General features: G+C 73.4%; 17 protein-coding genes. 7 read left to right on the plus strand and 10 right to left on the minus strand.

The window, feature by feature from the left end; genetic code table 11:
- The first annotated feature begins 53 nt into the window (after positions 1-53).
- Positions 54-2,030, plus strand: a complete 1,977-nt coding sequence (locus BMY04_RS02770; protein ID WP_091177558.1) for a glycoside hydrolase family 127 protein — start codon at positions 54-56, stop codon at positions 2,028-2,030.
- Between the two features lie 153 nt (positions 2,031-2,183).
- On the opposite strand, the gene BMY04_RS02775 is transcribed toward BMY04_RS02770, so the two are convergent.
- Genes BMY04_RS02775 through BMY04_RS02785 form a run of 3 tightly spaced genes read right to left on the minus strand, consistent with a single transcriptional unit; the run spans position 2,184 to position 6,733 of the window.
- Positions 2,184-2,822: a hypothetical protein gene (locus BMY04_RS02775; protein ID WP_091177559.1), complete on the minus strand. Its 639-nt coding sequence runs from the start codon at positions 2,820-2,822 to the stop codon at positions 2,184-2,186.
- 40 nt (positions 2,823-2,862) lie between these two features.
- Positions 2,863-4,836 (minus strand): ABC transporter ATP-binding protein, encoded by a 1,974-nt coding sequence (locus BMY04_RS02780; protein ID WP_091177560.1) that lies wholly within the window; start codon positions 4,834-4,836, stop codon positions 2,863-2,865.
- On the minus strand, positions 4,829-6,733 hold the full coding sequence (locus BMY04_RS02785) for an ABC transporter transmembrane domain-containing protein (protein ID WP_091177561.1): 1,905 nt from the start codon (positions 6,731-6,733) through the stop codon (positions 4,829-4,831). The genes BMY04_RS02780 and BMY04_RS02785 overlap by 8 nt, the downstream gene beginning before the upstream one ends.
- A gap of 228 nt (positions 6,734-6,961) precedes the next feature.
- Here BMY04_RS02785 and BMY04_RS02790 point away from each other — a divergent pair, with 228 nt between their 5' ends.
- On the plus strand, positions 6,962-7,552 hold the full coding sequence (locus BMY04_RS02790) for a bacterial proteasome activator family protein (protein ID WP_091177562.1): 591 nt from the start codon (positions 6,962-6,964) through the stop codon (positions 7,550-7,552).
- A gap of 368 nt (positions 7,553-7,920) precedes the next feature.
- Complete coding sequence (locus BMY04_RS02795; protein WP_091177563.1) at positions 7,921-8,523, plus strand: winged helix-turn-helix domain-containing protein; 603 nt, start codon at positions 7,921-7,923, stop codon at positions 8,521-8,523.
- Positions 8,524-8,585: 62 nt separating this feature from the next.
- Here BMY04_RS02795 and arfA read toward each other — a convergent pair whose 3' ends face one another.
- Positions 8,586-10,124, minus strand: a complete 1,539-nt coding sequence (gene arfA, locus BMY04_RS02800; protein WP_091177564.1) for an arabinosylfuranosidase ArfA — start codon at positions 10,122-10,124, stop codon at positions 8,586-8,588.
- Positions 10,125-10,283: 159 nt separating this feature from the next.
- Between arfA and BMY04_RS02805 the strand changes: the two genes are divergently transcribed.
- A complete protein-coding gene (locus BMY04_RS02805; protein WP_198409899.1) occupies positions 10,284-10,745 on the plus strand; it encodes a DUF1707 SHOCT-like domain-containing protein in 462 nt (153 codons plus the stop codon).
- Between the two features lie 21 nt (positions 10,746-10,766).
- Here BMY04_RS02805 and BMY04_RS02810 read toward each other — a convergent pair whose 3' ends face one another.
- Positions 10,767-11,579, minus strand: a complete 813-nt coding sequence (locus BMY04_RS02810) for an HAD family hydrolase (RefSeq protein ID WP_232506058.1) — start codon at positions 11,577-11,579, stop codon at positions 10,767-10,769.
- Between the two features lie 8 nt (positions 11,580-11,587).
- Positions 11,588-12,868, minus strand: a complete 1,281-nt coding sequence (gene serS / locus BMY04_RS02815; RefSeq protein WP_091177566.1) for a serine--tRNA ligase — start codon at positions 12,866-12,868, stop codon at positions 11,588-11,590.
- Between the two features lie 239 nt (positions 12,869-13,107).
- Here serS and BMY04_RS02820 point away from each other — a divergent pair, with 239 nt between their 5' ends.
- A complete protein-coding gene (locus tag BMY04_RS02820; RefSeq protein WP_091177567.1) occupies positions 13,108-16,263 on the plus strand; it encodes a glycoside hydrolase family 38 N-terminal domain-containing protein in 3,156 nt (1,051 codons plus the stop codon).
- Positions 16,264-16,470: 207 nt separating this feature from the next.
- Here the strand turns inward: BMY04_RS02820 and BMY04_RS02825 are convergent, their stop codons facing one another.
- From BMY04_RS02825 to BMY04_RS02835, 3 genes are read right to left on the minus strand one after another with little or no spacing between them, the layout of a single operon-like run.
- Positions 16,471-17,304 carry a carbohydrate ABC transporter permease gene (locus BMY04_RS02825; RefSeq protein WP_091177568.1) on the minus strand — a complete coding sequence of 278 codons (834 nt, stop codon included), beginning with the start codon at positions 17,302-17,304 and terminating at the stop codon, positions 16,471-16,473.
- The gene (locus tag BMY04_RS02830) at positions 17,301-18,272 is read right to left on the minus strand and encodes a carbohydrate ABC transporter permease (RefSeq protein ID WP_198409900.1); all 972 of its coding nucleotides are present in this window, start codon (positions 18,270-18,272) and stop codon (positions 17,301-17,303) included. Before BMY04_RS02830 ends, BMY04_RS02825 begins: the two co-directional genes overlap by 4 nt.
- A gap of 1 nt (position 18,273) precedes the next feature.
- Positions 18,274-19,557, minus strand: a complete 1,284-nt coding sequence (locus BMY04_RS02835; RefSeq protein ID WP_091177569.1) for an ABC transporter substrate-binding protein — start codon at positions 19,555-19,557, stop codon at positions 18,274-18,276.
- A 136-nt stretch (positions 19,558-19,693) separates the two neighbouring features.
- Here BMY04_RS02835 and BMY04_RS02840 point away from each other — a divergent pair, with 136 nt between their 5' ends.
- Both BMY04_RS02840 and BMY04_RS02845 read left to right on the plus strand, forming a co-directional pair.
- Positions 19,694-20,770 carry a LacI family DNA-binding transcriptional regulator gene (locus BMY04_RS02840; protein WP_091177570.1) on the plus strand — a complete coding sequence of 359 codons (1,077 nt, stop codon included), beginning with the start codon at positions 19,694-19,696 and terminating at the stop codon, positions 20,768-20,770.
- 127 nt (positions 20,771-20,897) lie between these two features.
- On the plus strand, positions 20,898-22,685 hold the full coding sequence (locus tag BMY04_RS02845) for a class I mannose-6-phosphate isomerase (RefSeq protein ID WP_091177906.1): 1,788 nt from the start codon (positions 20,898-20,900) through the stop codon (positions 22,683-22,685).
- Here BMY04_RS02845 and BMY04_RS02850 read toward each other — a convergent pair.
- The gene (locus BMY04_RS02850; protein ID WP_139209720.1) at positions 22,642-23,562 is read right to left on the minus strand and encodes an ROK family protein; all 921 of its coding nucleotides are present in this window, start codon (positions 23,560-23,562) and stop codon (positions 22,642-22,644) included. The genes BMY04_RS02845 and BMY04_RS02850 overlap by 44 nt on opposite strands.
- Positions 23,563-23,591: the final 29 nt, after the last annotated feature.

Genomic DNA, 23,591 nt, shown 5'->3' on the forward strand with positions numbered 1-23,591 from the left:
CCCGTTCCACCGACCTTCGCGACCCACGTCCCGCGCCTGCGGAAGGACCACCCATGACCGACACCGCCACCCGGCCCGCCCCCGACACCTCTCCCTCCCCCGCCGACCGGACCGGACCCGTCCGCCTCGTCGACACCCGCCGTACGGCCCTCCTCCCCGCCACCCGCGGCCGGGTGACCGGCGGCCTGTGGGCCGAGCGCCGCCGCGTCAACCGCGAGGTCAGCGTCACCACCGGCTGGGACCGGCTCCACGAGGCCGGGAACTTCACCAACCTCGAGCTCGCTGCGGGCCGGCACGAGGGGACCCCGTACGTCGGGAGCCTGCCGTTCCTGGACAGCGACCTCTACAAGTGGCTCGAGGCCGTCGCCTGGACGCTCGCGGACCCCGACCTCGACGCCGAGGGCGAGGCCCGGCTCGAGCAGTTCCTCGACGCCTCCACGCAGGTGCTCGAGGCGGCCCAGGCCGCCGACGGCTACCTCGACTCCTACTTCCAGGTGAACTTCCCCGGCGAGCGCTTCGTCCAGCTCGCCTGGGGCCACGAGCTCTACTGCGCCGGGCACCTGATCCAGGCCGCCGTCGCCCTCCACCGCACCCGCGGCGACGCCCGGCTGCTCGACGTGGCACGGCGCGTCGCCGACCTCGTCGTCGCGTCCTTCGGCAGCGGCGAGGGCCGCGTGGACGGGATCGACGGGCACCCGGAGGTCGAGACGGCGCTCGTCGAGCTCTACCGCGAGACCGGGGAGCAGGGCTACCTCGACGCCGCCCGCTACTTCGTCGACCGGCGCGGCCACGGGCTGCTGGCCGGCCACGCCTTCGGCTCGCACTACTTCCAGGACCACGAGCCGGTGCGCGAGGCGACCTCGGTCGAGGGCCACTCGGTGCGCCAGCTCTACCTCCTGGCCGGCGTCGCGGACCTCTACGTCGAGGACGGCGACGAGTCGCTGATCCAGGCCGCCGACCGCCTGTGGCACGAGATGGTCGCCACCAAGACCTACCTCACCGGCGGCATCGGCACCCACCACACCGACGAGGCGTTCGGCGACCCGTACGAGCTGACGAACGAGCGCAGCTACTGCGAGACGTGCGCCGCGATCGCCTCGGTGATGTTCAGCTGGCGGATGCTCATGATCACCGGCGAGGCCCGGTACGCCGACCTGGTCGAGCGCACGCTCTACAACGGCTTCCTCGCCGGGCTGTCGCTCGACGGGCAGCGCTACATCTACGCCAACCCGCTGCAGGTGCGCGAGGGTCACATGGCCGGCGGCAACGACCGTGACTACGCCCGCAAGCCGTGGTTCAAGTGTGCGTGCTGCCCGCCCAACGTCATGCGCACCCTCGCCTCGCTGGAGCACTACGTGGCCCTCGGCGGTGCGGCCGGGCTGCGGCTGCACCAGTTCGTCAGCGGTTCCTGGACCGCCCCCGTCGGCGACGGTGAGGCGACCGTGGCCGTCGAGACCGACTACCCGTGGGACGGCCGGGTCCGCGTCCGCGTCGAGGACTCCCCCGGCACCTGGGGTCTGACCGTCCGGATCCCCCACTGGGCGTCGGGCGCCACGCTGACCGTCAACGGCGAGCCGGTCCAGCCCACCGTCGCCGACGGCTGGGCGACCGTCACCCGCGTCTGGGCGGCCGGCGACGAGCTCGTGCTCGACCTGCCGCTCGAGCCGCGCTTCACCCGAGCCGACAGCCGCGTCGACGCCGACCGGGCGAGCGTCGCCCTCGAGCGGGGCCCGGTCGTCTACTGCTTCGAGGCCGTCGACAACCCCGGCCACCGCCTCGACGACGTGATCCTCGACCCGACCGCGACCGTCGAGGTGAGGTCCACCGACGACGGCCTCCCGGCCGACGTCGTCACCCTGGCCGCGCCGGGCCGCGTCCGCCCCCGACCCGCCGAGGGCTGGTGGCCGTACGCGGACGCCTCCACCGCGGCGCCGACCGACGGCGAACCGGTCACCCTGACCGCGGTGCCGTACTACGTCTGGGGCAACCGCGCTCCCGGCGCCATGCGGATCTGGACCCCCGCCGAGTAGCCGCCGCCACCCCTGAGATCCGATCGCTCGACCGGCGGCCCGCCCCGTGCCGGGTGGGAGCGGGCCGTCGACGGGTCGGATCTCAGGGCGCGGGCCCGGCAGGACCATCCGGGCGGTCGTGGTTCGCGGGGCGCCGCCGGCGGGCGCGGACGCTCAGGTGGGGTGCGCCACGAAGTCGAAGCCCGACGGCACCGGCGACGGCGGCTCGGGGCCGAACGCGAGGACGATCTCCTGGTGGTCGACCAGCCGCAGCGCCGCCGGGTCGCCGTCGAGCGGGCGGCCGTCGACGAACGCCCACAGCCGCTTCCCGCCACCCGACTGCAGGCCGCCGAGGTGCCGCTCGTCCAGCCGGACGCCCCACTCGACGAAGAGCTGGCCGAGCGTGAACGCCGTGTCGGGATCTGCCGCCTCGGCGTGGACCACCCCGCTGTCGGCGTGCGTGTGGAGCTCGGCGTAGAGCTGGCGCTGCACGTCGATGCCGAGGTTCGCCGGCACGGGGACGGGCCGCCCGTCGACGAGCACGTCGAGGTGCACGTGGAAGTGCTGGACCACGCCCTCCGACGGCGCCGCGTCGAGCCCTGCGGCGCGAACGCCCACGGCGGGGTCGGCCGGCGCCGGCCAGGGCGGCAGGCGCTCCCCGCCACCGGCGTATGCGGCGGGCACGCGCGGCAGAGCCGTCGAGGCCTGGCTCACGGCGACCACGAGCGCGACCACCGCGAGCGCGGCCACGACGACGAGGAGCACCCGTCGCCGGACGACCGGCGCGCCGTCCGTCGTCGTCGGGAGGGTCACCCCGCCAGGCTAGGTCGGTCGCGGGCGGCCGGGGTGCCGTTCAGCTGGTCCAGGCCCGCCAGAGGCGCGCGTACTCGCCGTCGGCGGCCACGAGGTCGTGGTGCGAACCCAGCTCGGCGATGCGCCCGTCGATGACCACCGCGATCCGGTCGGCGTCGTGCGCGGTGTGGAGGCGGTGCGCGATGGCCACCACGGTGCGGTCGGCCAGCAGCGCGGCCATGGAACCCTCCAGGTGCCGCGCCGTGGTCGGGTCGATCAGCGAGGTCGCCTCGTCGAGCACCAGCGTGTGCGGGTCGGCGACGACCAGGCGGGCCAGCGCGATCTGCTGGGCCTGCGACGGCGTCGGCTCCAGGTGCCCGGAACCGAGCCGGGTGTCGAGGCCGTGCGGCAGCCGCTCGACCCAGTCCAGCGCCTCGACCGTCCGCAGGGCCTCGAGCACGACGTCGTCGCCGGCGTCCTCGCGGGCCAGCACGACGTTGTCGCGCACCGACCCGGCGAAGACGTGGTGCTCCTGGGTCACCAGCGCGACCTCGGTCCGCAGCACGGGCAGCGGCAGCTCGAGCAGCTCGACGCCGCCCACCGTGACCGAACCCGTCCGCGGCCCGTTGATGCCGGCGAGCAGCCGGCCCAGCGTCGACTTGCCCGACCCGCTGGGCCCGACGATCGCGAGCCGCTCGCCCGGCCGGAGCGCCAGGTCGACGCCGTGCAGCACGTCGCGGCCCGGGCGGTAGGCGAAGCGCAGGTCGGTGCCGGTGAGCCGGCTGCCGACCGGCAGTGCGTCGCCCGCCTCGCGGTCCTGCGGCACCTCGGCGACGCCGAGCAGGCGGGCGGTCGAGGCGATGCCGACCTGGAGCTGGTCGAGGTTCCGGATCAGGCGCTGCAGCGGCTCCTTGAGCGCCTGCAGGTAGAGCGTCGCCGCCGTCAGCTGGCCGAGGGTCACCCAGCCGCGGGCGTAGCCGTACGCGCCGAGGGCCAGCACCAGCACGAGCGGGGTGTCGAAGGCGAGCCCCAGCCCGCCGAAGAGCAGGTTGCGCAGCGCCATCGTGTAGCGCTCGGCCTGCGAGGACTCGGCGATGTCGTCGTCGTTGACGGTGTTGCGACGCTCCTGCAGGCCCAGCGCCTCGACCGTCCGCGCACCCTCGACCGTCTCGGTGAGCGAGGTGTTGATCAGGGAGTACGTGCCGCCCTCGGTCACGTAGCCCTGCGCGGCCCGGGCCAGGTAGCGCCGCACCGCGACGACCAGCACGGGCAGGCTGAGCAGCAGCGGCACGGCGAGGAAGAGCGAGTTCAGCAGCATCGCGCCGATGGTCAGCACGGTGGTCGCCGCGGCCACGGCCGCCTCGGGCAGGCCGTAGCGCACGCTGCGGCTCATCTCCGACACGTCGCGGGTCACGCGGGTGACGAGGTCGCCCGAGCTCGCCGACTCGACCCGGCCGAGCGGCAGGGCGAGCACGGTGTCGACCACCTGCTCGCGCGCCGAGGCCAGCAGGTCCTGGCCGAACAGCACCGACATCCGCAGGGCCAGGAAGGTCAGCACGGCCTGCACCACGACGACGGCGCCGACGGCGAGCGCGAGCGCGTCGACGGAGTCGACGCTCGTGCCGCCGGCCGCGGTCTGGTCGACGAGGCGTCCGACGACGCGCGGCACGACGAGCCCGGCCAGCGCCGCGAGGGCGTGCAGGACCAGCAGGGCGACGACCGTCCGGCGCCGGCTGCGCACGAGCGCGAGCGCGAAGCGGCCGACGACGCCGCGCGTCGCGACCGGCAGGGCCCGTTCGGGGTGCAGCGAACCGTCGTAGTAGGCCTGCGCCCGCGCCGCCCGCAGCCGGTGGCGCGAGCGCCACGCCGCGAGCCGGCGCCCCGGCGAGCGCGTGCTCGGGGGCAGCAGGGCCGCGGGCACGCGGGCGGGCACGCGCTCCTCGCTCCAGGTCTGCGCGGAGTCGGGCAGCGGGCGCGCCGCGAGCGCGCCGTCCACCGCCACCTCCGGGGTGCCGGTCACCGCGAGGTCAGACATCGCTCGCCTCCCACTGGTCGACCGCGGACCGGGTCACGACGCGCCGGTAGGCCGCGGAACCGTGGAGCAGCTCCTCGTGGGTGCCGGTCTCGACCACCCGCCCGTCGTGGAGCAGGGCCACGGTGTCGGCCTGGTGCAGCAGCAGCGGCGACGCCGTGACGACGACCGTGGTCCGGCCGGACCGGGCCGCCCGCAGGCGTACGCCGATCTCGGCCTCGGTGTGCGCGTCGACGGCCGACGTGGGTTCGACGAGCACGAGCACGTCGGGCTCGAGCGCGAGCGCCCGGGCCAGGACGAGCCGCTGGCGCTGGCCGCCGGACAGGCCACGGCCGCGTTCCTCGACGACGCCCTGCCAGCCGCCGGGCAGCGCCTCGTAGACATCCTCGGCCACGGCCGCGTGGACCGCGGCCTCGGCCTGCTCGCGGGTCAGCCGGCCGTGCGGGTCGAGCACCGACTGCAGCGTGCCGGCGAAGGTGCTGCTGCTCGCGTCGCTGACGAGCACGCGTTCGCGGACGGCCCGTACGGGCACCTCGCCGAGGTCGACGCCGCCGAGCGTGACGCCCGTACGGCCGTTGGCCACGGCCCGGTCCTCGGCCGCGACCGCCCGGCGCCGGGCGCGCTGCTCGTCGCGCGCACGGCGCAGCGCCCGCCCGTGGAGGGTGGCGTCGACGTCGAGGCCGACGGCTCCGCGTCGGGCGGGCAGGTAGCGCCCGAGACGGTCGGCCAGCGCGGCCGACTCCTCGGGGACGGCCGAGACGAGCGCGGTCATCCGCCCCGGCTCGGCGACGAAGCCGGAGCGGTCGTCGGCGAGCGCGCCCTCGCGGGGCAGGGCCAGCGTCGGGTCCCCGGCGTCCCACGGCGGGTCCTCGGTCAGCAGCGTCACGGCCTTGCGCGCGGAGACGATGCTGCGGATCCACTTCTGCGCGAAGGTGAAGAACGACTGCACCGGCCAGACCATGAACACCGCGTAGCCGGCGAAGCTGACGAGCTCGCCGACGCTCAGCCCGCCGGAGAGGACCGAGCGGGTGCCGAGCCAGACCAGCAGCACGAGGAACAGCCCGGACAGCAGCACGCCGCACGAGTCGACCGCGGCCTGCCAGATCCCCGCCGACACCCCCGCGCGGCGGGTCAGGTCGGACTGGGTGGCGTAGTTGCGGCCGAACGTGCGCTCGCCGCCGATCCCGCGCAGGATCCGCAGCCCGGCGACGATGTCGGTCGCCAGGCCGGTGAGCTCGGACGAACGGTTCCGCTCGGTCTCCTCGCGGCGCTGCAGCGGGCGGAACAGCGGCACGACGAGCAGCACGATCAGCGGCGCGGCGACGAGGACCAGCAGGCCGAGCGGCACCGAGGTGCTCAGCACGAGCCCGGCGATGACGAGCGTGGCGATGAAGGCGCCGACCGCCTCCGAGACGATCTGGGTGAGCCCGCCGAACTCGTCGCTGTCCGACGCCGACACGCTCAGCACCTCACCGGTCGGGCTGCGCCGCGACAGCACCGAGCCGAGCTGGGTCGACTTGCGGGTCACGAGCTTCATCGGCCCGTACATCCCGATGAGCCAGGAGCGCACGACGAGCGTGTGGTAGAGCACGCCGGCCACGACGCCCACCAGGACCAGGCCGAGGAGAACCAGCAGCAGCCGCACGGTGGTGCCGGGATCGCCGGCCCGGATGCCGTCGTCGATCACGCGGCCGATGACGTACGGGCCGACCGAGCCGGGCAGCCACTCGAGCATGCTGACGAGGCAGGCGACGACGACGACCTGCCACTGCTGGCGCAGGAGCCAGAGGAGGAAGCGCTTCGGGCCCCGCAGGTCGGGGTGGCGGAAGACCTCGCCACGCTCCGGCGCACCCGCGGGGCCGTCGCTGTAGGCGTGGACCAGCGGGGGGAAGTCGTGCATCAGGTGTCTCAGGCTAGTGACCGCCGGCGCCTCGACGAAGTGGTTTAGCCGGACCGCTCAGCCGGTCCGAGCGCCCGCCCCCTGCCTGCCCCTCCACCGGAACCCGCGGAGCCCGTCCTCGGCGTACCGCTCGGACCCGCACGAGGGACGCCGCGGTGCGGAGGCAGGCCCTGGCAGCCGGACGAGCGGCTCCGGGGCGTGTCGGAGGGGCTGCCTAGGATCGGGCGCATGTCGAGCGACGCGAGCGGGACCGAGCAGGAGCAGCAGCCCGGAGGTGTCGCCGGGGCGACCGAGGACGGCCGCGTGTACGTCGTGACGCCCCAGGCCATGGCCGTCGAGGGGCCGCCCGCCGAGCCGGCCGAAGGCGCCAAGCCCGCCACCGCCACCTCCGTGACCGACCAGGTGTCCGAGCCGGCCAAGGTCATGCGGATCGCGACGATGATCCGCCAGCTTCTCGACGAGGTGAAGTCGGCGCCGCTCGACGAGGCCAGCCGGCAGCGGATGGGCGCGATCTACACGACCTCGATCGCCGAGCTCAAGGAGGGCCTCTCCCCCGACCTCGTCGACGAGCTCGAGCGGCTGTCGCTGCCCTTCTCCGCGGACGCCACGCCGAGCGACGCCGAGCTGCGGATCGCGCAGGCGCAGCTCGTCGGCTGGCTCGAGGGCCTCTTCCACGGCATCCAGACCGCGCTGTTCGCGCAGCAGATGGCCGCGCGGGCGCAGCTCGAGCAGATGCGCCGCGCCCTCCCCCCGGGCGGGCCGCAGCTGCCGCAGCCCGGGGCCCAGCCGGGCGGTGGTGCTGGGGGGATGTACCTCTGACGGTGCCGGCTTTCGTCGGTCACCTACGCCGGGAGGGGCGGGGCACGGTCCCGCGAACCTGCCCCTCGTCCTCGTCCCGGAGCTCTCCTCGGCCGTCGGTCGCGATTCAGGCATCTCAGGTTCGCCGAACCGTGCCCCGCCCCTCCCGGCTCCCGGGCGCATCCGGTTCGTAGCTCGTCCGAGTCGTGCCCCAGGGATCGCCCGGCCCACGCCCTCTGAGCTATTCGACGGGCTGCGGCGGCTGCGGGCCGCCCGGGGGGAGGGCGCGGCGCAGCTGCTCGAACTTTCTTCTCCGCGGCAGGGAACCGGGGTCGTCCGGGCTGCGTCCCATCCGGGCAGTTGTCCATCGACGACACCTCGGAGGGTGCATGTCCACGTCGACCCTGTCCCGTACCACCGGTCTCCACGCGGCGCCGGCCGCCGGCTCGCGGCGTCGCGGGCCCGCCTGCGCTTCCAGCCCGGAGGTCTTCCAGGACGTGCTGGTCGAGGACCCGCCGCGCGGGGCCCTGACCCGCGAGGACCGCGACCGGCAGACCAGGCTGCTCGGCCAGGCCCGCGCCACCTGCGAGGCGTGCCCGCTGCGGGCCGCGTGCCTCTACGACGCGGTCGTACGGCACGACGTGTCAGGCTTCGTCGCCGGGACGACGGTCCGCCAGCGGGGCGAGATCCGCCGCCGGCTCGGGATCGTCGTCGAGCACGAGGACCTCGACACGCTGGCCGGCGTGGTCGGCGGCACCCGCCAGGTCGACCACGACGAGGTGCTCCGGCTGCGCCGGGCCAACCCGGACGAGACCCTCGAGCAGCTCGCCCACCGCCTCGGCTGCTCGCTCTCGACGGTCAAGCGCCACCTGCGTCGTGAGCGCCACGAACCCACCGTCCGCATCACGACGAGCCGGCCGATGCCCGCGCAGGTGCTGCAGGTCACCGCGACCGTGGTGTCGGGCACGGCGAACGTCCGCCGCGCCGCGTGATCGACGACCGGAGGGGATCTGACCGCGTCTGAGCGGTCGGATCCCCTCCGGTCTCCGCCGGGTCAGGCCGAGGCGACCTCGAGCTGCACGGCCGACCACGACAGGGCCGGGAGCCGCAGGCGGACGACGGAACCTTCGCCCTCCAGGCTCACCCCGCCCAGCGGCTGGAGCCGGACCCGCTCGTCGTCGGCGGCGTTCACGCTGTGGCGGTCCCCGCCCTCGGGCACGGTCAGGACCTCGGCGGAGAGGACCTGCCCGGCGATGAGCCCGCGCAGGTCGACCTCGACGTCGGCTGCCTCCTCCACGGAACGGTTGGCCAGGAACAGCGCGACCGTGCCGGCGTCTGCGTCGTACGTGCCGCTCACGTCGACCAGCGCCGCGTCGCCGTAGCGCGGGGTGTCCATGACCTCGGAGTCGACGTGCAGGCGCAGGATCTCCCCCTGCGCCAGCGCGGAGGTCCGCGCGAACGGCCAGAAGATCGACTGCCGCCAGGCCGCGCCGCCCGGCTCGGTGAGGATCGGCGCGATGATGTTGACGAGCTGGGCCTGGTTGGCGATCGTGACGCGGTCGCCGTGGCGCAGCAGCGAGTTGAGGAAGGTGCCGACCACGACCGCGTCGGTGACGGTGTAGACGTCCTCGATCAGGCGCGGGTGCTCGACCCAGCCCGACTTGCCCACCTGGGAGGGGCTGTCGGCGTCGTCGCGGCCCTGGTACCAGACGTTCCACTCGTCGAACGAGATGTTGATCTTCTTGCGGCTCTTGCGGGCGGCGCCCACGGCGTCGATCGTCGCGACGACGGACTCGATGAAGTGGTCCATGTCGACGGCCGAGGCGAGGAAGCTGGCGTGATCGGTGCCCGACTCCTCGTAGTAGGCGTGCATGGAGACGTAGTCGACCTCGTCGTACGCGTGGCCGAGCACGGTCTGCTCCCAGGCGCCGAAGGTCGGCATCAGCGAGCCCGAGCTGCCGCAGACGACCAGCTCGAGGCTGCTGTCGACGTAGCGCATGGCCTTCGCGGCCTCCTGCGCCAGCCGGCCGTACTCGTCGGCGGTCTTGTGCCCGATCTGCCAGGGTCCGTCCATCTCGTTGCCGAGGCACCACAGCTTGATGCCGAACGGGTCCTTCGCGCCGTTGGCGATGCGCCGGTCCGAGAGCGCGGTCCCGCCGGGATGGTTCGCGTACTCGACGAGCTCGCGGGCGGCCTCGACGCCGCGGGTGCCGAGGTTGATCGCCTCCATCACCTCGACGTCGGCCTTCTTGGCCCAGGCCACGAACTCGTGCAGGCCGAACGCGTTCGACTCGACGGTGTGCCAGGCGCCGTCCAGGCGACGGGGCCGGTCGGCGACGGGGCCGACGCCGTCCTCCCAGCGGTAGCCGGAGACGAAGTTGCCGCCCGGGTAGCGGACCACGCTGACGCCCATCTCGCGGGTCAGCTCGAGGACGTCGGTGCGGAAGCCGTCCTCGTCCGCGGCCGGGTGCCCCGGCTCGAAGACCCCGGTGTAGACGCAGCGCCCCATGTGCTCCACGAAGGAGCCGAAGATGCGGCGCGGCACCTCCCCGAGGGTGAAGTCTCGGTCGACGACGATGCGCGCGCGTGTCACGCCGTCACGTTACAACGTTGAAAACGGGTCCTCCGGCTCATCCGTACGCCTTGGCCGCGCTCCGCTGTGGGTGGACTGAGAGGGCGGGCGCGAGGACCGGTTCCGGGGTCTCGCCGCGCTACCGTCGAAGGGGAGCGAGGACGCCAGCGAAGGACGTGGATGACTGATCAGCTGCCCGGCCGCACGCCTCCCTGGGCGATGGGGGTGTGGACCTACCCCGTACGCCCGGCGAGCCAGCCGGCCGCCGAACCCGTCCGGATCGGCGACGCCGAGCGCGACGAGGCCCTCGACCGGCTCGGGGACCACTTCGCCGCCGGCCGCCTGACGCGCGAGGAGTTCGACGAGCGCAGCGAGACGGCGATGGGGGCGCGCTTCGACCGCGACCTCGAGGCGTTGTTCCGCGACCTGCCGAAGCCTCCGGGCGCCGAGGTGGCGCGCCGGGGCCGCCAGCCCGGGAGCCCGGCCGTCCGGGCCGGGGTGTCGGCGACCGTCCTGCTGCTGGTGCCGGTGCTCGTGCTCGCCGTCGTCGCGTCGATCGCCCTGCACGGGCCGATCTTCTTCGGCCCGATCATCTGGCTGCTGGTGATCGGCCACCTGGGCCGGCGCCAGCGCTACCGCTGACCGGCCCTCCTGCGGCTGCGCTCAGCCGAACCAGCGCAGCAGCTCGGGGACGAGCCCGCCCTCGAGGAAGGGGACGCTGACCGCGTCCGCGACGGCCCGGACCTCGGGCGGCGCCTCGGCCAGCGCCACCCCGCGACCGGCCCACTGGAGCATCTCGATGTCGTTGCGCCCGTCGCCGGCGGCGAGGACGTCCTCGGCTTTGATGCCCAGGTCGGCCGCGATCTGGGCGAGCGCCGTCGCCTTGTTGACGCCCTCGGGCGCGATGTCGAGCCAGGCGCTCCAGCCCACGAAGTAGGTCACGCCCTGCAGGCCGAGGTGCTTCGCGAGCGTCACGAACTCGTCCACCGACCGTCGCGGGTCGCGCAGGATGATGCGCGTGACCGGCTCCGCGCCCAGCTCCGCGGCGCTCTGGACGACCAGCTCGCCGGTGAGGTCGCCCTCGGGGAAGTGCTCGTTCATCCGGAAGCCGCGCCCGATCTCCTCGACCGCGATCAAGGTGCCGGGGGCGAACGACTCGACGCGCTCGATGACCTCGCGCGGGTCGAACGTCACGGCCTGGACGATCTCCTGCGGCGGGTAGGACACGATCACCGCGCCGTTCGAGCACACGGTCGGGCCCGCCGGCAGGCCGAGCAGCTCGACGAGCTCACGGGTGCTGTGCCAGGCACGGCCCGTGGCCAGGACGACCGGCACCCCGGCCGCGACGACCTTGCTGATGGCGTCGGCCATGTCCGGACCGAGCACGCCGTCACGGTCGACGACGGTGCCGTCGACGTCGAGGGCGACCATCCGGGGTCGCCAGCCGGCCCGGTCGTCGGGGGCGTACGAGGTCATCGCGGGGCTCAGGCCGACCGCGTCGGGACGAGCGCCTCGCGCCCGCCCAGGAACGGTCGCAGCGCGGCGGGGATGCGGACGGAACCGTCGGCCTGCTGGTGGTTCTCCAGGATCATGATGATCGTCCGGGTCATCGCGCACAGCGTGCCGTTGAGGGTCGCGACCGGGGCCGTACCGGTCCCGAAGCGGGAGCGGATGTTCAGCCGGCGCGCCTGGAACTGCGTGCAGTTCGAGGTCGAGGTGATCTCGCGGTAGCGGCTCTGGGTCGGCAGCCAGGCGTAGCAGTCGTACTTGCGCGCCGCGCTCAGGCCGAGGTCGCCGCCCGCCAGCTCGAGCACCTGGTACGGGATCTCGAGCGCGTCGATGAACTCCTTCTCCCAGGCCAGCAGCCGCTGGTGCTCGGCGTCGGCGTCCTCGGGCGCGCAGTAGACGAACATCTCGACCTTGTCGAACCAGTGCACGCGGAAGATGCCGCGGGTGTCCTTGCCGTACGAGCCGGCCTCGCGGCGGTAGCTCGGGCTGTAGCCGGCGTAGCGCAGCGGCAGCGACGCGGCGTCGAGGACCTCGTCGGAGTGGTACGCGGCGAGCGGCACCTCGGCCGTGCCGACGAGGTAGAGGTCGTCGGTCTCGAGGTGGTAGACGTCCTGCGCCGCCTGGCCGAGGAAGCCGGTCCCGGCCATGGCCGAGGGCTTGACCAGCGCCGGCGGGATCATCGCGGTGAAGCCGTTGCGCAGCGCGGTGCTCATGGCCAGGTTCAGCAGGGCGAGCTCGAGCTCGGCACCCTGGCCGGTGAGGAAGTAGAAGCGCGAGCCGGACACCTTCGCGCCGCGCTCGACGTCGATCGCGCCGAGGAGCTGGCCGAGCTCGAGGTGGTCCTTGGGCTCGAAGCCCTCGGCGGCGAAGTCGCGCGGCTCGCCGTGGGTCTCGAGCACGACGTAGTCGTCCTCGCCGCCCTCGGGCACCCCCTCGCCCACGAGGTTGCCGACCTGCTCGAGCAGCCCGGTGAAGGCGGTCCCCAGCTCGGCCGCGGACACGTCCGCCTTCTTCACGAGGTCGGCGAGCTCCTTGGTGCGCGCCAGCAGCGCGGCGCGCTCGTCGCCGGAGGCCTTCGGGATCTGCCGGCCGAGGTCCTTCTGCTCGGCCCGCAGCACCTCGAACCGGGCGATCGCCCCGCGGCGGGCCTCGTCGGCGGCCAGCAGGTCGTCGACGAGCTCCACCGACTCCCCGCGCGCGGCCTGGGAGGCACGGACGCGGTCAGGGTCGGTGCGCAGCACCTGGACGTCGATCACGCGGTTCAGCCTAGCGAGGCGGCTGTTCGCCCCGTCGTCGTTCCGACGGCCGACGGGGCGGCGCGGAATTCTGACCTCTCGTCGGACGCTGGAGGTGTCGACCGCGCTCAGCGGGCGAGGGCTACCGAGATCGAGCGGTCAGAATTCCGCGCGGCGCACGACCAAGGGCCGCCTACCGACCTCGACAACACGAAGGTAACGTTACCAGTACCGTCGCCGTCGACCCTGAAAGGCCCGTCATGACCTCGCATGCCCTGCCCGAGCCGCCCCCCGTCTGGGACTCGTCGTTCGCCAGCTCGGAGCGCTTCCTCGCGCCGAGCCCGGTCTGGGACGCCTCCCTGCAACGGCGCCAGCTGCTCGAGCACGCGGTCGACGCGTCGGCGCGGGTGGAGCGCGGCGTGGTCGGGCTCATCGCCGAGCCGCTGGTCGCTGCCGACGGGCGCGGCACCGTCCAGTCCGTGCGGCTGCAGCCCCTGGCGGACGGCGTGGCGCAGGTCGCCGCGATCGACACCGGCCGGACCCGGGTCGAGCTCGACGGCACCGAGCTCGCGGTCGGCCACGAGCGCATCGGCGGGGGCGGCGTACGGCTGCTGGTGCCCGAGGTGTCCTCCCCCACCCCGCTGCGGGTGACCGCACAGGTGGGCGAGGAGACCATCACGCTCGAGACCGTGCTGCGCCCGCCGCGGCACTACGAGGTGCACCTGGTCCAGCACAGCCACCTCGACATCGGCTACACCGACCGTCAGCACGTGGTCCGCGCGCAGCACCTGTCCTACCTCGACGACGTGCTCCGGCTCGCCCGCGAGACCGACGACCTGGACGACGACGCCCGGTTCCGGTGGAACGAGGAGGCGTTGTTCAGCGTCACCGACTACCTCGCGAACCGTCCGCCGCGCGCCCGCGACGAGCTGCTGCGCCGCGTCGCGGAGAACCGGGTCTCGCTCTCGGCGATGCCCTTCAACCTCCACACCGAGATCTGCAGCACCGACGAGCTCCACGAGCTGCTGCGCCCGGCGCTGGAGCTCAAGCGCCGCTACGGCGTCGAGTTCCGCACCGCCATGCAGACCGACGTCCCGGGTCACGTGGTCGGCCTGCCGGACGCGCTCAGTCAGCTGGGCGTGCGCTTCCTCAGCGTCGCGCACAACTGGGCCGGCCGCTCCTACCCCGACGGCCAGGGCCAGATGGCGCTGCCGCGGCTGTTCCGCTGGCGCGGCCCGGAGGGCGGGGAGGTCGTCGTCTGGCGCACCGACACCCCGCACGGGCTCGCCTACATGGAGGGCCCGATGGTCGGGTTCCACGAGTCGTACGACGTGGCCAGCCAGATCTTCGGCGCCTACCTCGCCTCACTCGGCACGAAGCCCTACCCGATGCCGGTCGGCAGCATCTTCGGCTGGCTCGACGGCGGGGCCGACGTGAACGAGCGCCCGCCGTTCGGCGGCGACGTGCTGCACCTGCGCACGCACGGCCGCTGGAGCGACAACGCCGGCCCGAGCCGCGCGGTCAGCGACATCGTCGAGGAGTGGAACGCGCGCTGGCTCTTCCCGCACCTGCGCGTGTCGACCAACGAGGCCTTCTTCGACGCGGCGATGGAACGCTCGGGCGACGAGCTGCCGACCTGCACGGGCGACTGGAACGACTGGTGGGCGCACGGCGTCGGTTCGGCCGTCGCGCCGGTCGGGCTGGGCCGCAAGGCGCAGAACGACCTCGCCGCCGCGCAGATCCTCGGGGCCGCCGCCCACCTGCTGGCGCCGGACGAGGTGGCCGAGCCTGTCGTCGACCCCGACGAGGGCTACCGGCAGCTGGCGCTGTGGGACGAGCACACCTGGGGCGCCTCCAACTCCTGGGAGCACGAGGACCACGGCTCGTCCTCGGGCGAGCACCAGTGGTACTGGAAGGTCGCCCGCGCGTACGCCGCCGTCGACGAGTCCGACCGGGCGCTGCAGCTCTCCACCGCCGCGCTGGCCGGGCACCTTGGCCGCCACCCCGACGCCCTGGTGTCGGTGTACGCGGTCAACCCGACCGGAGCGGCCCGCACCGACGAGCTGGAGGTCTTCCTGCCGGCCGGCGTCGTGCCGCTCACGCAGGCCGTGACGCTGGTGGACGGCCGGACGGGCGACGCCCTCCCCCACACCGAGCGCCCCGAGCCGGCGGGCAGCCGCGGGCTCGGCCGCTACCTGCGGGTCCGCCTCGACTGGGTCGGGGCCGTCGGCTTCGTCCGGGTGGACGTGCGGTCCGCCGAGCAGGGCCCGGACGCCGCGGAGGACCTGGCCGACCCGACCGTGCTCGAGAACGAGCACCTCGTCGCCCGGATCGACCTGCGCCACGGCACGCTCGCCTCCCTGGTCGACAAGCGGACCGGGCGCGAGGTCGTCGACGCGGGCAGCGCCTTCGGCTTCAACCACTACGTCTACGACCGCTACGCCACCATCGGCCGGTCGAACCACAACTCCTCGAAGTTCGCCGACTCGGGGAACATGGCGCTGATCAGCAGCCGCGAGGTCGCCGGACCCGCGGCCGTCGTGAGCGCGACCCGCGACGCCCGCGGCGAGCAGGTCGTCGTGCGCCCGGAGGTCGGCAGCGCCCGCTCGCTGCAGGTCACCTACCGGCTGCCCGCCGGGGTGGCGCACCTGGAGATCACCAACCGGCTGTCGAAGGACAGCACCTGGGACAAGGAGAGCGCGTTCTTCGCCTTCCCCTTCGCCCACGACGGCGCGCCGGGCGTCCTCGAGGAGTCGGCCGGCGGGCTGACCGGGCCGGACGTGCCCCAGGTCCCGGGCGGCGCGGAGTACATGCGGGCGATCCGGCACTTCGTCTCCGTGCAGGACGGCGAGGCCGCGGCCGGCTGGGCCACGGCGGAGGTGCCGCTCGTCGAGCTGCGGACGCTGGCGCTGCCGTACGTCCCCTTCGGCTCGACGCTGCGCACGGAGGAGCCGGGCACCGTCTTCTCGTGGGTCCACAACAACATCTGGGATACGAACTTCCCCGTCCAGCAGGCCTTCGACACCGACCTGCGCTACCGGGTCGCGGTGGGCACGGGCGACGCCCCCGCCCTCGCCTCGCGCACGGCGGAGTCGCTGGTGCAGCCGCTGCGACCCGTCGTGGCCGAGCGGGCCGACGGCGCGGCGCCGGCCGAGGGGTCGCTGCTCGGGCTGTCGGACGAGCGCGTGCAGCTCGTCGGGCTGCGCCACGACGCGGACGGCAGCGTGCTCGTCCGGCTGCGCTCGAACGCCCTCGACGGGCTGACCGCCCGCCTCCGGGTGCCGGAGGGGACGAAGGCTGCGTCGGCCGCGACCTACCTCGGCGAGCCGCTGGAGGACCTCGAGGTCGTGGACGGCTCGGTCGAGGTGACGTTCCTGGGGTCCGGCGTACGGGCGGTCCGGCTGACGCTGGGCTGAAGGCGGCGGAAGGGCCCTGCCGGTGAGGTTCCGGCAGGGCCCTTCCGTCTCGCTGGGGTGCCCTTCGACGAGCTCAGGGATCGTGGTCGGGTCGAGCGCGCCGAGGGGACGTTCCCTGAGCTCGTCGAAGGACCTCGAAGAGATAGGCGTCGCCGCCTCCCGACCTACTGCCAGCCCGGCCGCCCCTCGACAGCGTCGGGAGCGAGGTCAGTACTGGCCGAGGGCCAGGCCGCGCTGGAAGAAGCGCTGCGTGAGCATGAAGAGGATCGCGGTCGGGATGGAGACGACGAGCGCCGCGGTGAGGATCACCGTGAACCCGGGCCCGCCGCCCTCGACGGACTGCAGGGCGTTGAGCAGCGGCATGACCGGCCGGGTCTCGGGGCTCTGGGTGAGGATCAGCGAGAGCAGCAGGTCGTTCCAGACCCAGGTCGCCTGGAGGATGAAGACGACGACGAGCGCGCTCGTCGACATCGGCAGGAAGATCCGGGTGAAGATCCTGCCGACGTTCGCGCCGTCGACCACGGCCGCCTCGAAAACCGACTCCGCGATGCCCGAGAAGAAGTTGCGCATGACGAACGCCGAGAAGGGCGTGGCGACGATCGCGTAGATCAGCAGCATCCCGGAGCGGGTGTCGAAGAGGTCGACCCGTGCGTACACGTCGAACCACGGGATCACCATCAGCTGCAGCGGGAAGACCGTGCCGCAGAAGACGACGAAGAACCAGAAGAAGCCGTGCTTGAGCTTGAGCACGATGACCGCGAAGCCGACCGTCGCGCCGAGCACGACCGCGATGAGCGGCGCGACCGTCGCGTAGAGCACGGTCACGCCGAGACCCGAGGGCACGTCCGTGGTCGTGAACACCGCCGTCAGGTTCGACGACAGGCCCCCCAGCGATCCCGGAGCCCACAGCGCGTCGGCGTCGTAGTCGACCTGCCGCTTGCCCGCGTTGGCCACGAGCAGGTAGATCGGCAGCAGCCAGACCAGCCCGAGCACCGCCAGGAGGATCGTGCGGACGAGGTGGGACGTGCGGCTGCCGGTCACGGCGTGGCCCCCTTCGGCTCGCCGATGCTCAGCTGGCGACGCAGGTAGAGCATCGACGCCGCGACCGTGATGATCGTGAGGAACACGGCCACGGCCGACCCGAGGCCGTACTCGCTGTTGACGAAGGTGTCGCGGTACATCGTCACGCCGAGCGTCTCCGACACCCGGTTCGGACCGCCCTGGGTCATCGCCTGGACGATGTCGAAGGTCTTGAGGCTGTTGACGATCGACAGGCCGACGACGATCGTCGTCGAGGGCCGCAGCAGCGGCCAGACCATGTGGCGGAACAGCCGCCAGCCCGACGCGCCGTCCACCCGGGCCGCCTCCAGCGGCTCCTTGGGGATCGACTGCAGGCCGACGGTGAAGAGCAGCGCGTTCACGCCGATCCCCTGCCACGACGCCGCCAGGATCATGACGATCGTGTTGAGCGGCGCCTCCTGCAACCAGCGCGTCTCCGACCCGGGCAGGTGGAGGTAGGCGAGCGCCTGCGACAGCGCGCCGTCGTTCTGCAGCACGAAGGAGAAGACGACGCCGACGGCGACGCCGGACAGCGCGTACGGCACCAGGAACGGCACCCGCAGCCAGCCGGCGAACCGCAGCCCGAAGGACAGGTACGCGACCAGCAGGCCGATGCCGACCGGCACGAGCAGCGAGCCGAGCACCCACACCAGCGTGTTGCCGATGGCGGTGAGGAAGGCCGTGTCGGCGAACATCTCGACGTAGTTGGACAGGCCCGCGGGCTCGGGGCTGCCGAGGCCGCCGTACGTCGTGAAGCTCAGGTAGACCGTGTAGATGACCGGCAGGTACATGGCGAGGACGACGAGGACCGTCGCCGGCGCCATGAACGCCCACGCCGCGCCCTGGTAGCTGGTCGGCGGCCGCCGGCGGGCGTCACCACGCCGTCCGGCCGGGGCCGCAGGGGCGGACGCGGACGGCACCGGCCCCCGCAGCTCGGAGGTGGCCGTCACCTCAGTTCTTCGCCCAGTAGGACTGGGCCTCGTCCTGGATGCCCTGGAGGTACTTGGTCGGGTCGCCCGGGTTGGTCATGAAGCCGGTGAACTGGTCGAGGGCCGTGGTGAGGATCGGCGTCGGGGTGGCCTCGTAGTAGCGCAGGTAGGTCTCGTACTTGTTCGTGTCGGCGAGCTCCTGGCCGACCTGCTGGAACGTCTCGGTCGACGCCTTGGCCTGCGGGTTGAAGGGCAGGTTGCCCTGCTGCTTGGACCAGGCGGTCTGCGCCTGGGCCGTCATCCACCAGGCGGAGTAGGCCAGCCCGAGGTCCTTCTGCTCGGACTTGGCCGCGACGCAGGCCGGGGCGGTCTCGATGGCGACGGGGGTCTTGCCCTGCGCCGGGTTGACCGCCGGGATGGTGAACACGCCCCAGTCGGTGCCGTTCTTGAGCCCGGCGGTCTCCATCGTCGAGGCGTACCAGGTGCCGAACGGGATCATCGCGAGCTTGCCGCTCTTCATCTGCTCCTCCGGCTGGGTCTTGGACCCGGGGTCGGAGAAGTAGCCCTTCTGCTCCATGTCGAGCCAGGTGTTCATCACCGAGACCACGCGCGGGTCCGTGTAGGAGGCCTTGCCCGTGGACAGGTCCTTGTAGAGCTGCAGGTCGGTGCCGGCGAGGAGGATCTGGAACCACACGAACGCCCAGGGGTTGCCGCCCGAGCTCCAGAACGGGGCGATGCCGTGCGACCTGAGCGTCGCCGCGGCCTGCATCATCTCGTCCCAGGTGGTCGGGGGCTTGATGTCGTACTGGGCGAACATCTTCTTGTCGTAGTACATGACCCAGTCGTCGACGCTGATCGGCGTGCAGTACTGCTTGCCGTCGATCGTGTAGAGGTCGCGCACGCTCGGCGCCACCTCGCCCTGCTTGATCGCCTCGTCCCACAGCGGGGTCGTCTCGACGACCAGGTTCTGCTTGACGAGCTCCTCGAGCTGGCCGCCGGTGTGCCAGGTGAACAGCCCGGGCGCCTTGTTCGTCCGGAACGACTGCTTGACGAAGGCGACGAAGGCGTTCTGGTCGGCGTACGTGGTCGGGTTCAGCCCGATGCCGATGTCGGCCTGCGACACCGTCGAGAACGCCTTGAAGTCCCACGACTTGTCGTTGACGAAGTTCAGCGTCCCGGTGGGCTTCTCGCTGCTGGAGCCCGGGGAGCCGGCGGAGGAGGGCGAGCTGCCCGACGAGCACGCCGTGGCCGTCAGGGAGGCTGCTGCGAGCAGCGCGGTGGCTACCAGGGCACGGCGGAACTTCATCGCGGAACTCCTTCGTCCTCGTCGCCCGGCTGGTTCCGACGACGCTTGTTATCGTTACCAATTGACGCTAACACGCTGGTCCGGACCCTCACAAGAGGTCGTTCCCCCGCCGTGGCGGGCGGTATAGCCTCCCCGCATGACCGCTGGAGCCGACGCGCCGGACGGGCGTCGCCGCACGCGGGGCAGCGGCGCCTCGACCGTGCAGGACGTGGCCGCGGAGGCCGGCGTCAGCCCGATGACGGTCTCGCGCGTGCTGTCCGGGGCCCAGCACGTCCGGCCCGAGCTGCGCGAGCGGGTCGAGGCCGCCGTGCTGCACCTCGGCTACCACCGCGACGAGAACGCGCGCAGCCTGCGCCGGCGCCGTTCCGGGCTCATCGGCGTGACGATCACCAACATCGCGAACCCTTACTACGCCGGCCTGCAGCGCGGCATCGAGGAGGTCGCCGCGCGCCACGAGCGCCGCATCCTCGTGGGCAACTCCAACGAGGACCCGGTGCGCGAGCGCCAGCTCGTGGGCGACTTCGTCGGCCGCCGGGTCGAGGGGCTCGTCGTGGTCCCGTCGGGCCAGGGCCCGGCCACCCACCTGCAGCCCAAGGCCCTCGGCGGGGTCCCGCTGGTGCTCGCGTCGCGGGCCGTCGAGGGGGTGGACGCCGACACCGTGCTCATCGACGACGTCCGGGGCGCGTACGAGGCGGCCACGCTGCTGCTGCGCGAGGGGCACACCCGGATCGCCTTCCTCGGCAACCGGGTGTCGGTGTTCACGGGGCAGCGCCGCTTCGCCGGTTTCCGGCAGGCCCACGAGGAGGCCGGGGTCCCGGTGGTCGGTGAGCTGGTGCGGCAGGGTCAGCAGGACGTCGACTCCGCACGCGAGGCGATGACCGAGCTGCTGGCGCTGGACGACCCGCCGACGGCGGTCTTCACCGCGAACAACCGCAACACCCTCGGCGCCATCCGGGCCATCGCCGTGGCCGAGCGCGACCGTTCCGGCGCGGGCGGCCGGCGCCAGACGCGGGTCGTCGGCTTCGACTCCTTCGAGCTCGCCGACCTCTCGCCGGTCGCGCTCTCGCTGGTCGACCACGACGCCGAGGAGCTCGGCCGGCAGGCCGCCGAGATGCTCTTCGAACGCCTCGAGGCCGCCGGCGAGGACGAGCAGCAGGCACCACGCCTCGTCGAGCTGCCGGTCCGCCTGGTCGAGGACGTCGCCCGGCTCTGACCCCCCGCGAGCGCCCCCGGCTCAGGCCGGTGGCGCTGCCTCAACCGTGCTGTTAACGTTACCAGTCCCGCCGGTCCGCGAGGTGCCCTCCGACGACCGGCGGCCGCCGCACGACCGGAAGGCCCCCATGCCAGCGAACGCCCCCGCGAGCGGGCCCACCTCCACCTACGACCAGGCTCCGGTGATCCGGCTCGCACCCGGCCACCAGGCGTGGTCGGGCGACGCCGCGTGGCGCCGGCTCGCCGACGAGGTCCGCGTGCGCGGAGCCCGGGTCGTGCTCGTCGACACCTACCCCGGCACGGACGTGGCGGGCGTACGGGCGGCCCTGGGTGCGGCGCTGCCCGGCGCGACGGTCGTCGACGTCGAGGACGAGGCCGCCCTGGCGCCCGAGCAGATCGAGGCGCTCGTCGGTCCCGACCTGACCGACGACCGCGTGTTCGGCGTGATGAGCCACCGCCGGCTGCGCGACCTGTACGACACCGGGCGCCTGGAGGCCACGGCGGCCCGGGTGCGGGCCGCCGACGGGCCCGTGGTCGTCGTCGGCTGGGGGGCCGCGCTGCTGCCGGTCGAGCCCGACTGCCTGGTGCTCGCCGACCTCGCACGCTGGGAGATCCAGCAGCGCCAGCGGGCCGGCGCCCCGGGCTGGCGGGCCGACGACGCCGACGCCGACGCGCTGCGCAAGGTCAAGCGCGGCTACTTCCTCGAGTGGCGCGTCGCCGACCGGCACAAGCGCGAGATCTTCGACGCGCTCGACTACGTGCTCGACGCCAACCCGCCGGTCGACGCGATGACCCTCGTCGAGGCCGAGACGGTCCGGGCGGGGCTGCGGCAGGCGGTGCGGCAGCCGTTCCGCGTGGTGCCCTTCTTCGACCCCGGCGTGTGGGGCGGGCACTGGATGCGCGACCGCTTCGGCCTGCCGGGCGACGGGAAGTACGCGTGGTGCTTCGACTGCGTGCCCGAGGAGAACAGCCTGCTGCTGCAGGTCGGGGGCACGACGGTCGAGCTGCCCGCGATGGACCTCGTCCTGATGGAGCCCCGCGACCTGCTCGGCGAGCGGACGTACGCCCGGTTCGGGGCCGAGTTCCCGATCCGTTTCGACTTCCTCGACACCGTCGACGGGCAGAACCTGTCGCTGCAGGTCCACCCGCTGACCGACTACATCTACCGGACCTTCGGGATGGCGTACACGCAGGACGAGAGCTACTACCTGCTCGACGCCACCGACGACGCGGTCGTCTACCTGGGCCTGCGAACGGGGGTCGACCCCGACGCGATGCTCGAGGCGCTCGCCGCCGCGGAGTCGGGCGGGCCAGCGTTCGAGGCCGAGGACTTCGTCAACACCTTCCCGGCCCGCCGGCACGACCACTTCCTGATCCCCGCGGGCACGGTGCACGCCTCCGGCGCGGGGTCGATGGTCCTGGAGATCTCGGCGACGCCGTACCTCTTCACCTTCAAGATGTGGGACTGGGGGCGGGTTGGGCTCGACGGGCGGCCGCGGCCGATCCACCTCGAGCACGCGGCGGCGAACATCCAGTGGTCGCGCGACACGGCCTGGACGCGGGAGAACCTCGTCGGCCGCGTTGAGCAGGTCGCCGCGGGCGACGGATGGGTCGAGGAGCGCACCGGGCTGCACGAGCTCGAGTTCATCGAGGTGCGCCGGCACTGGTTCACCGGCACGGTTCGCCACGACACCCGCGGCACGGTCGACGTCCTCAACCTGGTCCAGGGCGACGAGGCGGTCGTCGAGAGCCCGGACGGGTCGTTCGAGCCGTTCGTCGTGCACTACGCCGAGACGTTCATCGTGCCCGCGGCGGTCGGCGCGTACACGGTTCGGCCGCACGGGCCCGGGGTCGGTCAGCGCCTGGCGACGGTCAAGGCGTCGGTGCGGGGGACGCAGGTCGACCGGCCCGCCTGAACCACCAGGCGGCGCCCAGCAGGGGCGCGTCGTCGAGCAGGGCCGACGGGCGGACGACGAGCGCGTCGAGGCCGGCCACCTCGGCGAGCGCGGCGGCCAGCGGGTCGCCCAGCACGTCCCAGGAGCGGGCCATCGACCCGCCGACGACGAGCTCGTCGGCGGCGAAGGCGGACAGCGCGGGGCCGAGGGCCCGGCCGAGGTCCCGCATGGTCCCCGCCAGCACCGCCCGGGCCTCCTCGTCGCCCTGGCGCGCGGCCTCGGCGATCGCGCGGACGGAACGAGTCTCGCCGGTGCGCGCGGCGTGGCGCGCCACGACGGCGCGGGTCGAGACCCGGTCCTCCAGGGGAGCGCCGTCGAGGTGGAGCAGGTGCACCCAGCCGTGCGGCGGGACGCCCGGCCCTGACTCGACCGGCGACCCGTCGACCAGGAAGGTCGACCCGACCCCGGTGCCGAGGGTGATGCAGACCGAACGGCGGGGGCGGTCCGGGGTGCCCCACCACTCCCCCAGCCCGTAGGCCTGGGCGTCGTTGAGGAACCGCACGCGCTCCGGGTCCACCCGCAGCCGCGCGGACAGCTCAGTCCGCAGGTCCACCCCGGCCAGCGCGCCGAACTTGCCGACGCCGGTGAAGTCGCCCCGCCCGGCGGCGTAGTCGAACGGTCCCGGCAGGGCGAACACCCACGCGGGGGCCGGGAGGTCGGCGAGCGGTGCGGTGAGCGCGTCCAGGAGCTGCTCCCGCGGGGCCGCGGCATCCACGTCGGCCCGGACCCGGGGTCCGAGCACCGGACCGTCCGCACCCTCGCAGGCGATGGCGGCGAGCAGGTGCGACCCGCCGACGTCGACGACCCCGACAAGCCCGGGGACGGGGTGCTCCGTCACCCTGGTAACGCTACCAGTGCCGAGGAAAA

The sequence above is a fragment of the Microlunatus flavus genome, from assembly GCF_900110855.1.
Lineage (GTDB): Bacteria > Actinomycetota > Actinomycetes > Propionibacteriales > Propionibacteriaceae > Microlunatus > Microlunatus flavus.

Bases quoted from the DNA above. Each gene is read 5' to 3' on its own strand.
- BMY04_RS02770 (WP_091177558.1), top strand. From the start codon at position 54: ATGACCGACACCGCCACCCGGCCCGCCCCCGACACCTCTCCCTCCCCC.
- BMY04_RS02780 (WP_091177560.1), bottom strand. From the start codon at position 4,836: ATGTCTGACCTCGCGGTGACCGGCACCCCGGAGGTGGCGGTGGACGGC.
- BMY04_RS02785 (WP_091177561.1), bottom strand. From the start codon at position 6,733: ATGCACGACTTCCCCCCGCTGGTCCACGCCTACAGCGACGGCCCCGCG.
- BMY04_RS02790 (WP_091177562.1), top strand. From the start codon at position 6,962: ATGTCGAGCGACGCGAGCGGGACCGAGCAGGAGCAGCAGCCCGGAGGT.
- BMY04_RS02795 (WP_091177563.1), top strand. From the start codon at position 7,921: ATGTCCACGTCGACCCTGTCCCGTACCACCGGTCTCCACGCGGCGCCG.
- BMY04_RS02805 (WP_198409899.1), top strand. From the start codon at position 10,284: ATGACTGATCAGCTGCCCGGCCGCACGCCTCCCTGGGCGATGGGGGTG.
- BMY04_RS02810 (WP_232506058.1), bottom strand. From the start codon at position 11,579: ATGACCTCGTACGCCCCCGACGACCGGGCCGGCTGGCGACCCCGGATG.
- BMY04_RS02820 (WP_091177567.1), top strand. From the start codon at position 13,108: ATGACCTCGCATGCCCTGCCCGAGCCGCCCCCCGTCTGGGACTCGTCG.
- BMY04_RS02835 (WP_091177569.1), bottom strand. From the start codon at position 19,557: ATGAAGTTCCGCCGTGCCCTGGTAGCCACCGCGCTGCTCGCAGCAGCC.
- BMY04_RS02840 (WP_091177570.1), top strand. From the start codon at position 19,694: ATGACCGCTGGAGCCGACGCGCCGGACGGGCGTCGCCGCACGCGGGGC.
- BMY04_RS02845 (WP_091177906.1), top strand. From the start codon at position 20,898: ATGCCAGCGAACGCCCCCGCGAGCGGGCCCACCTCCACCTACGACCAG.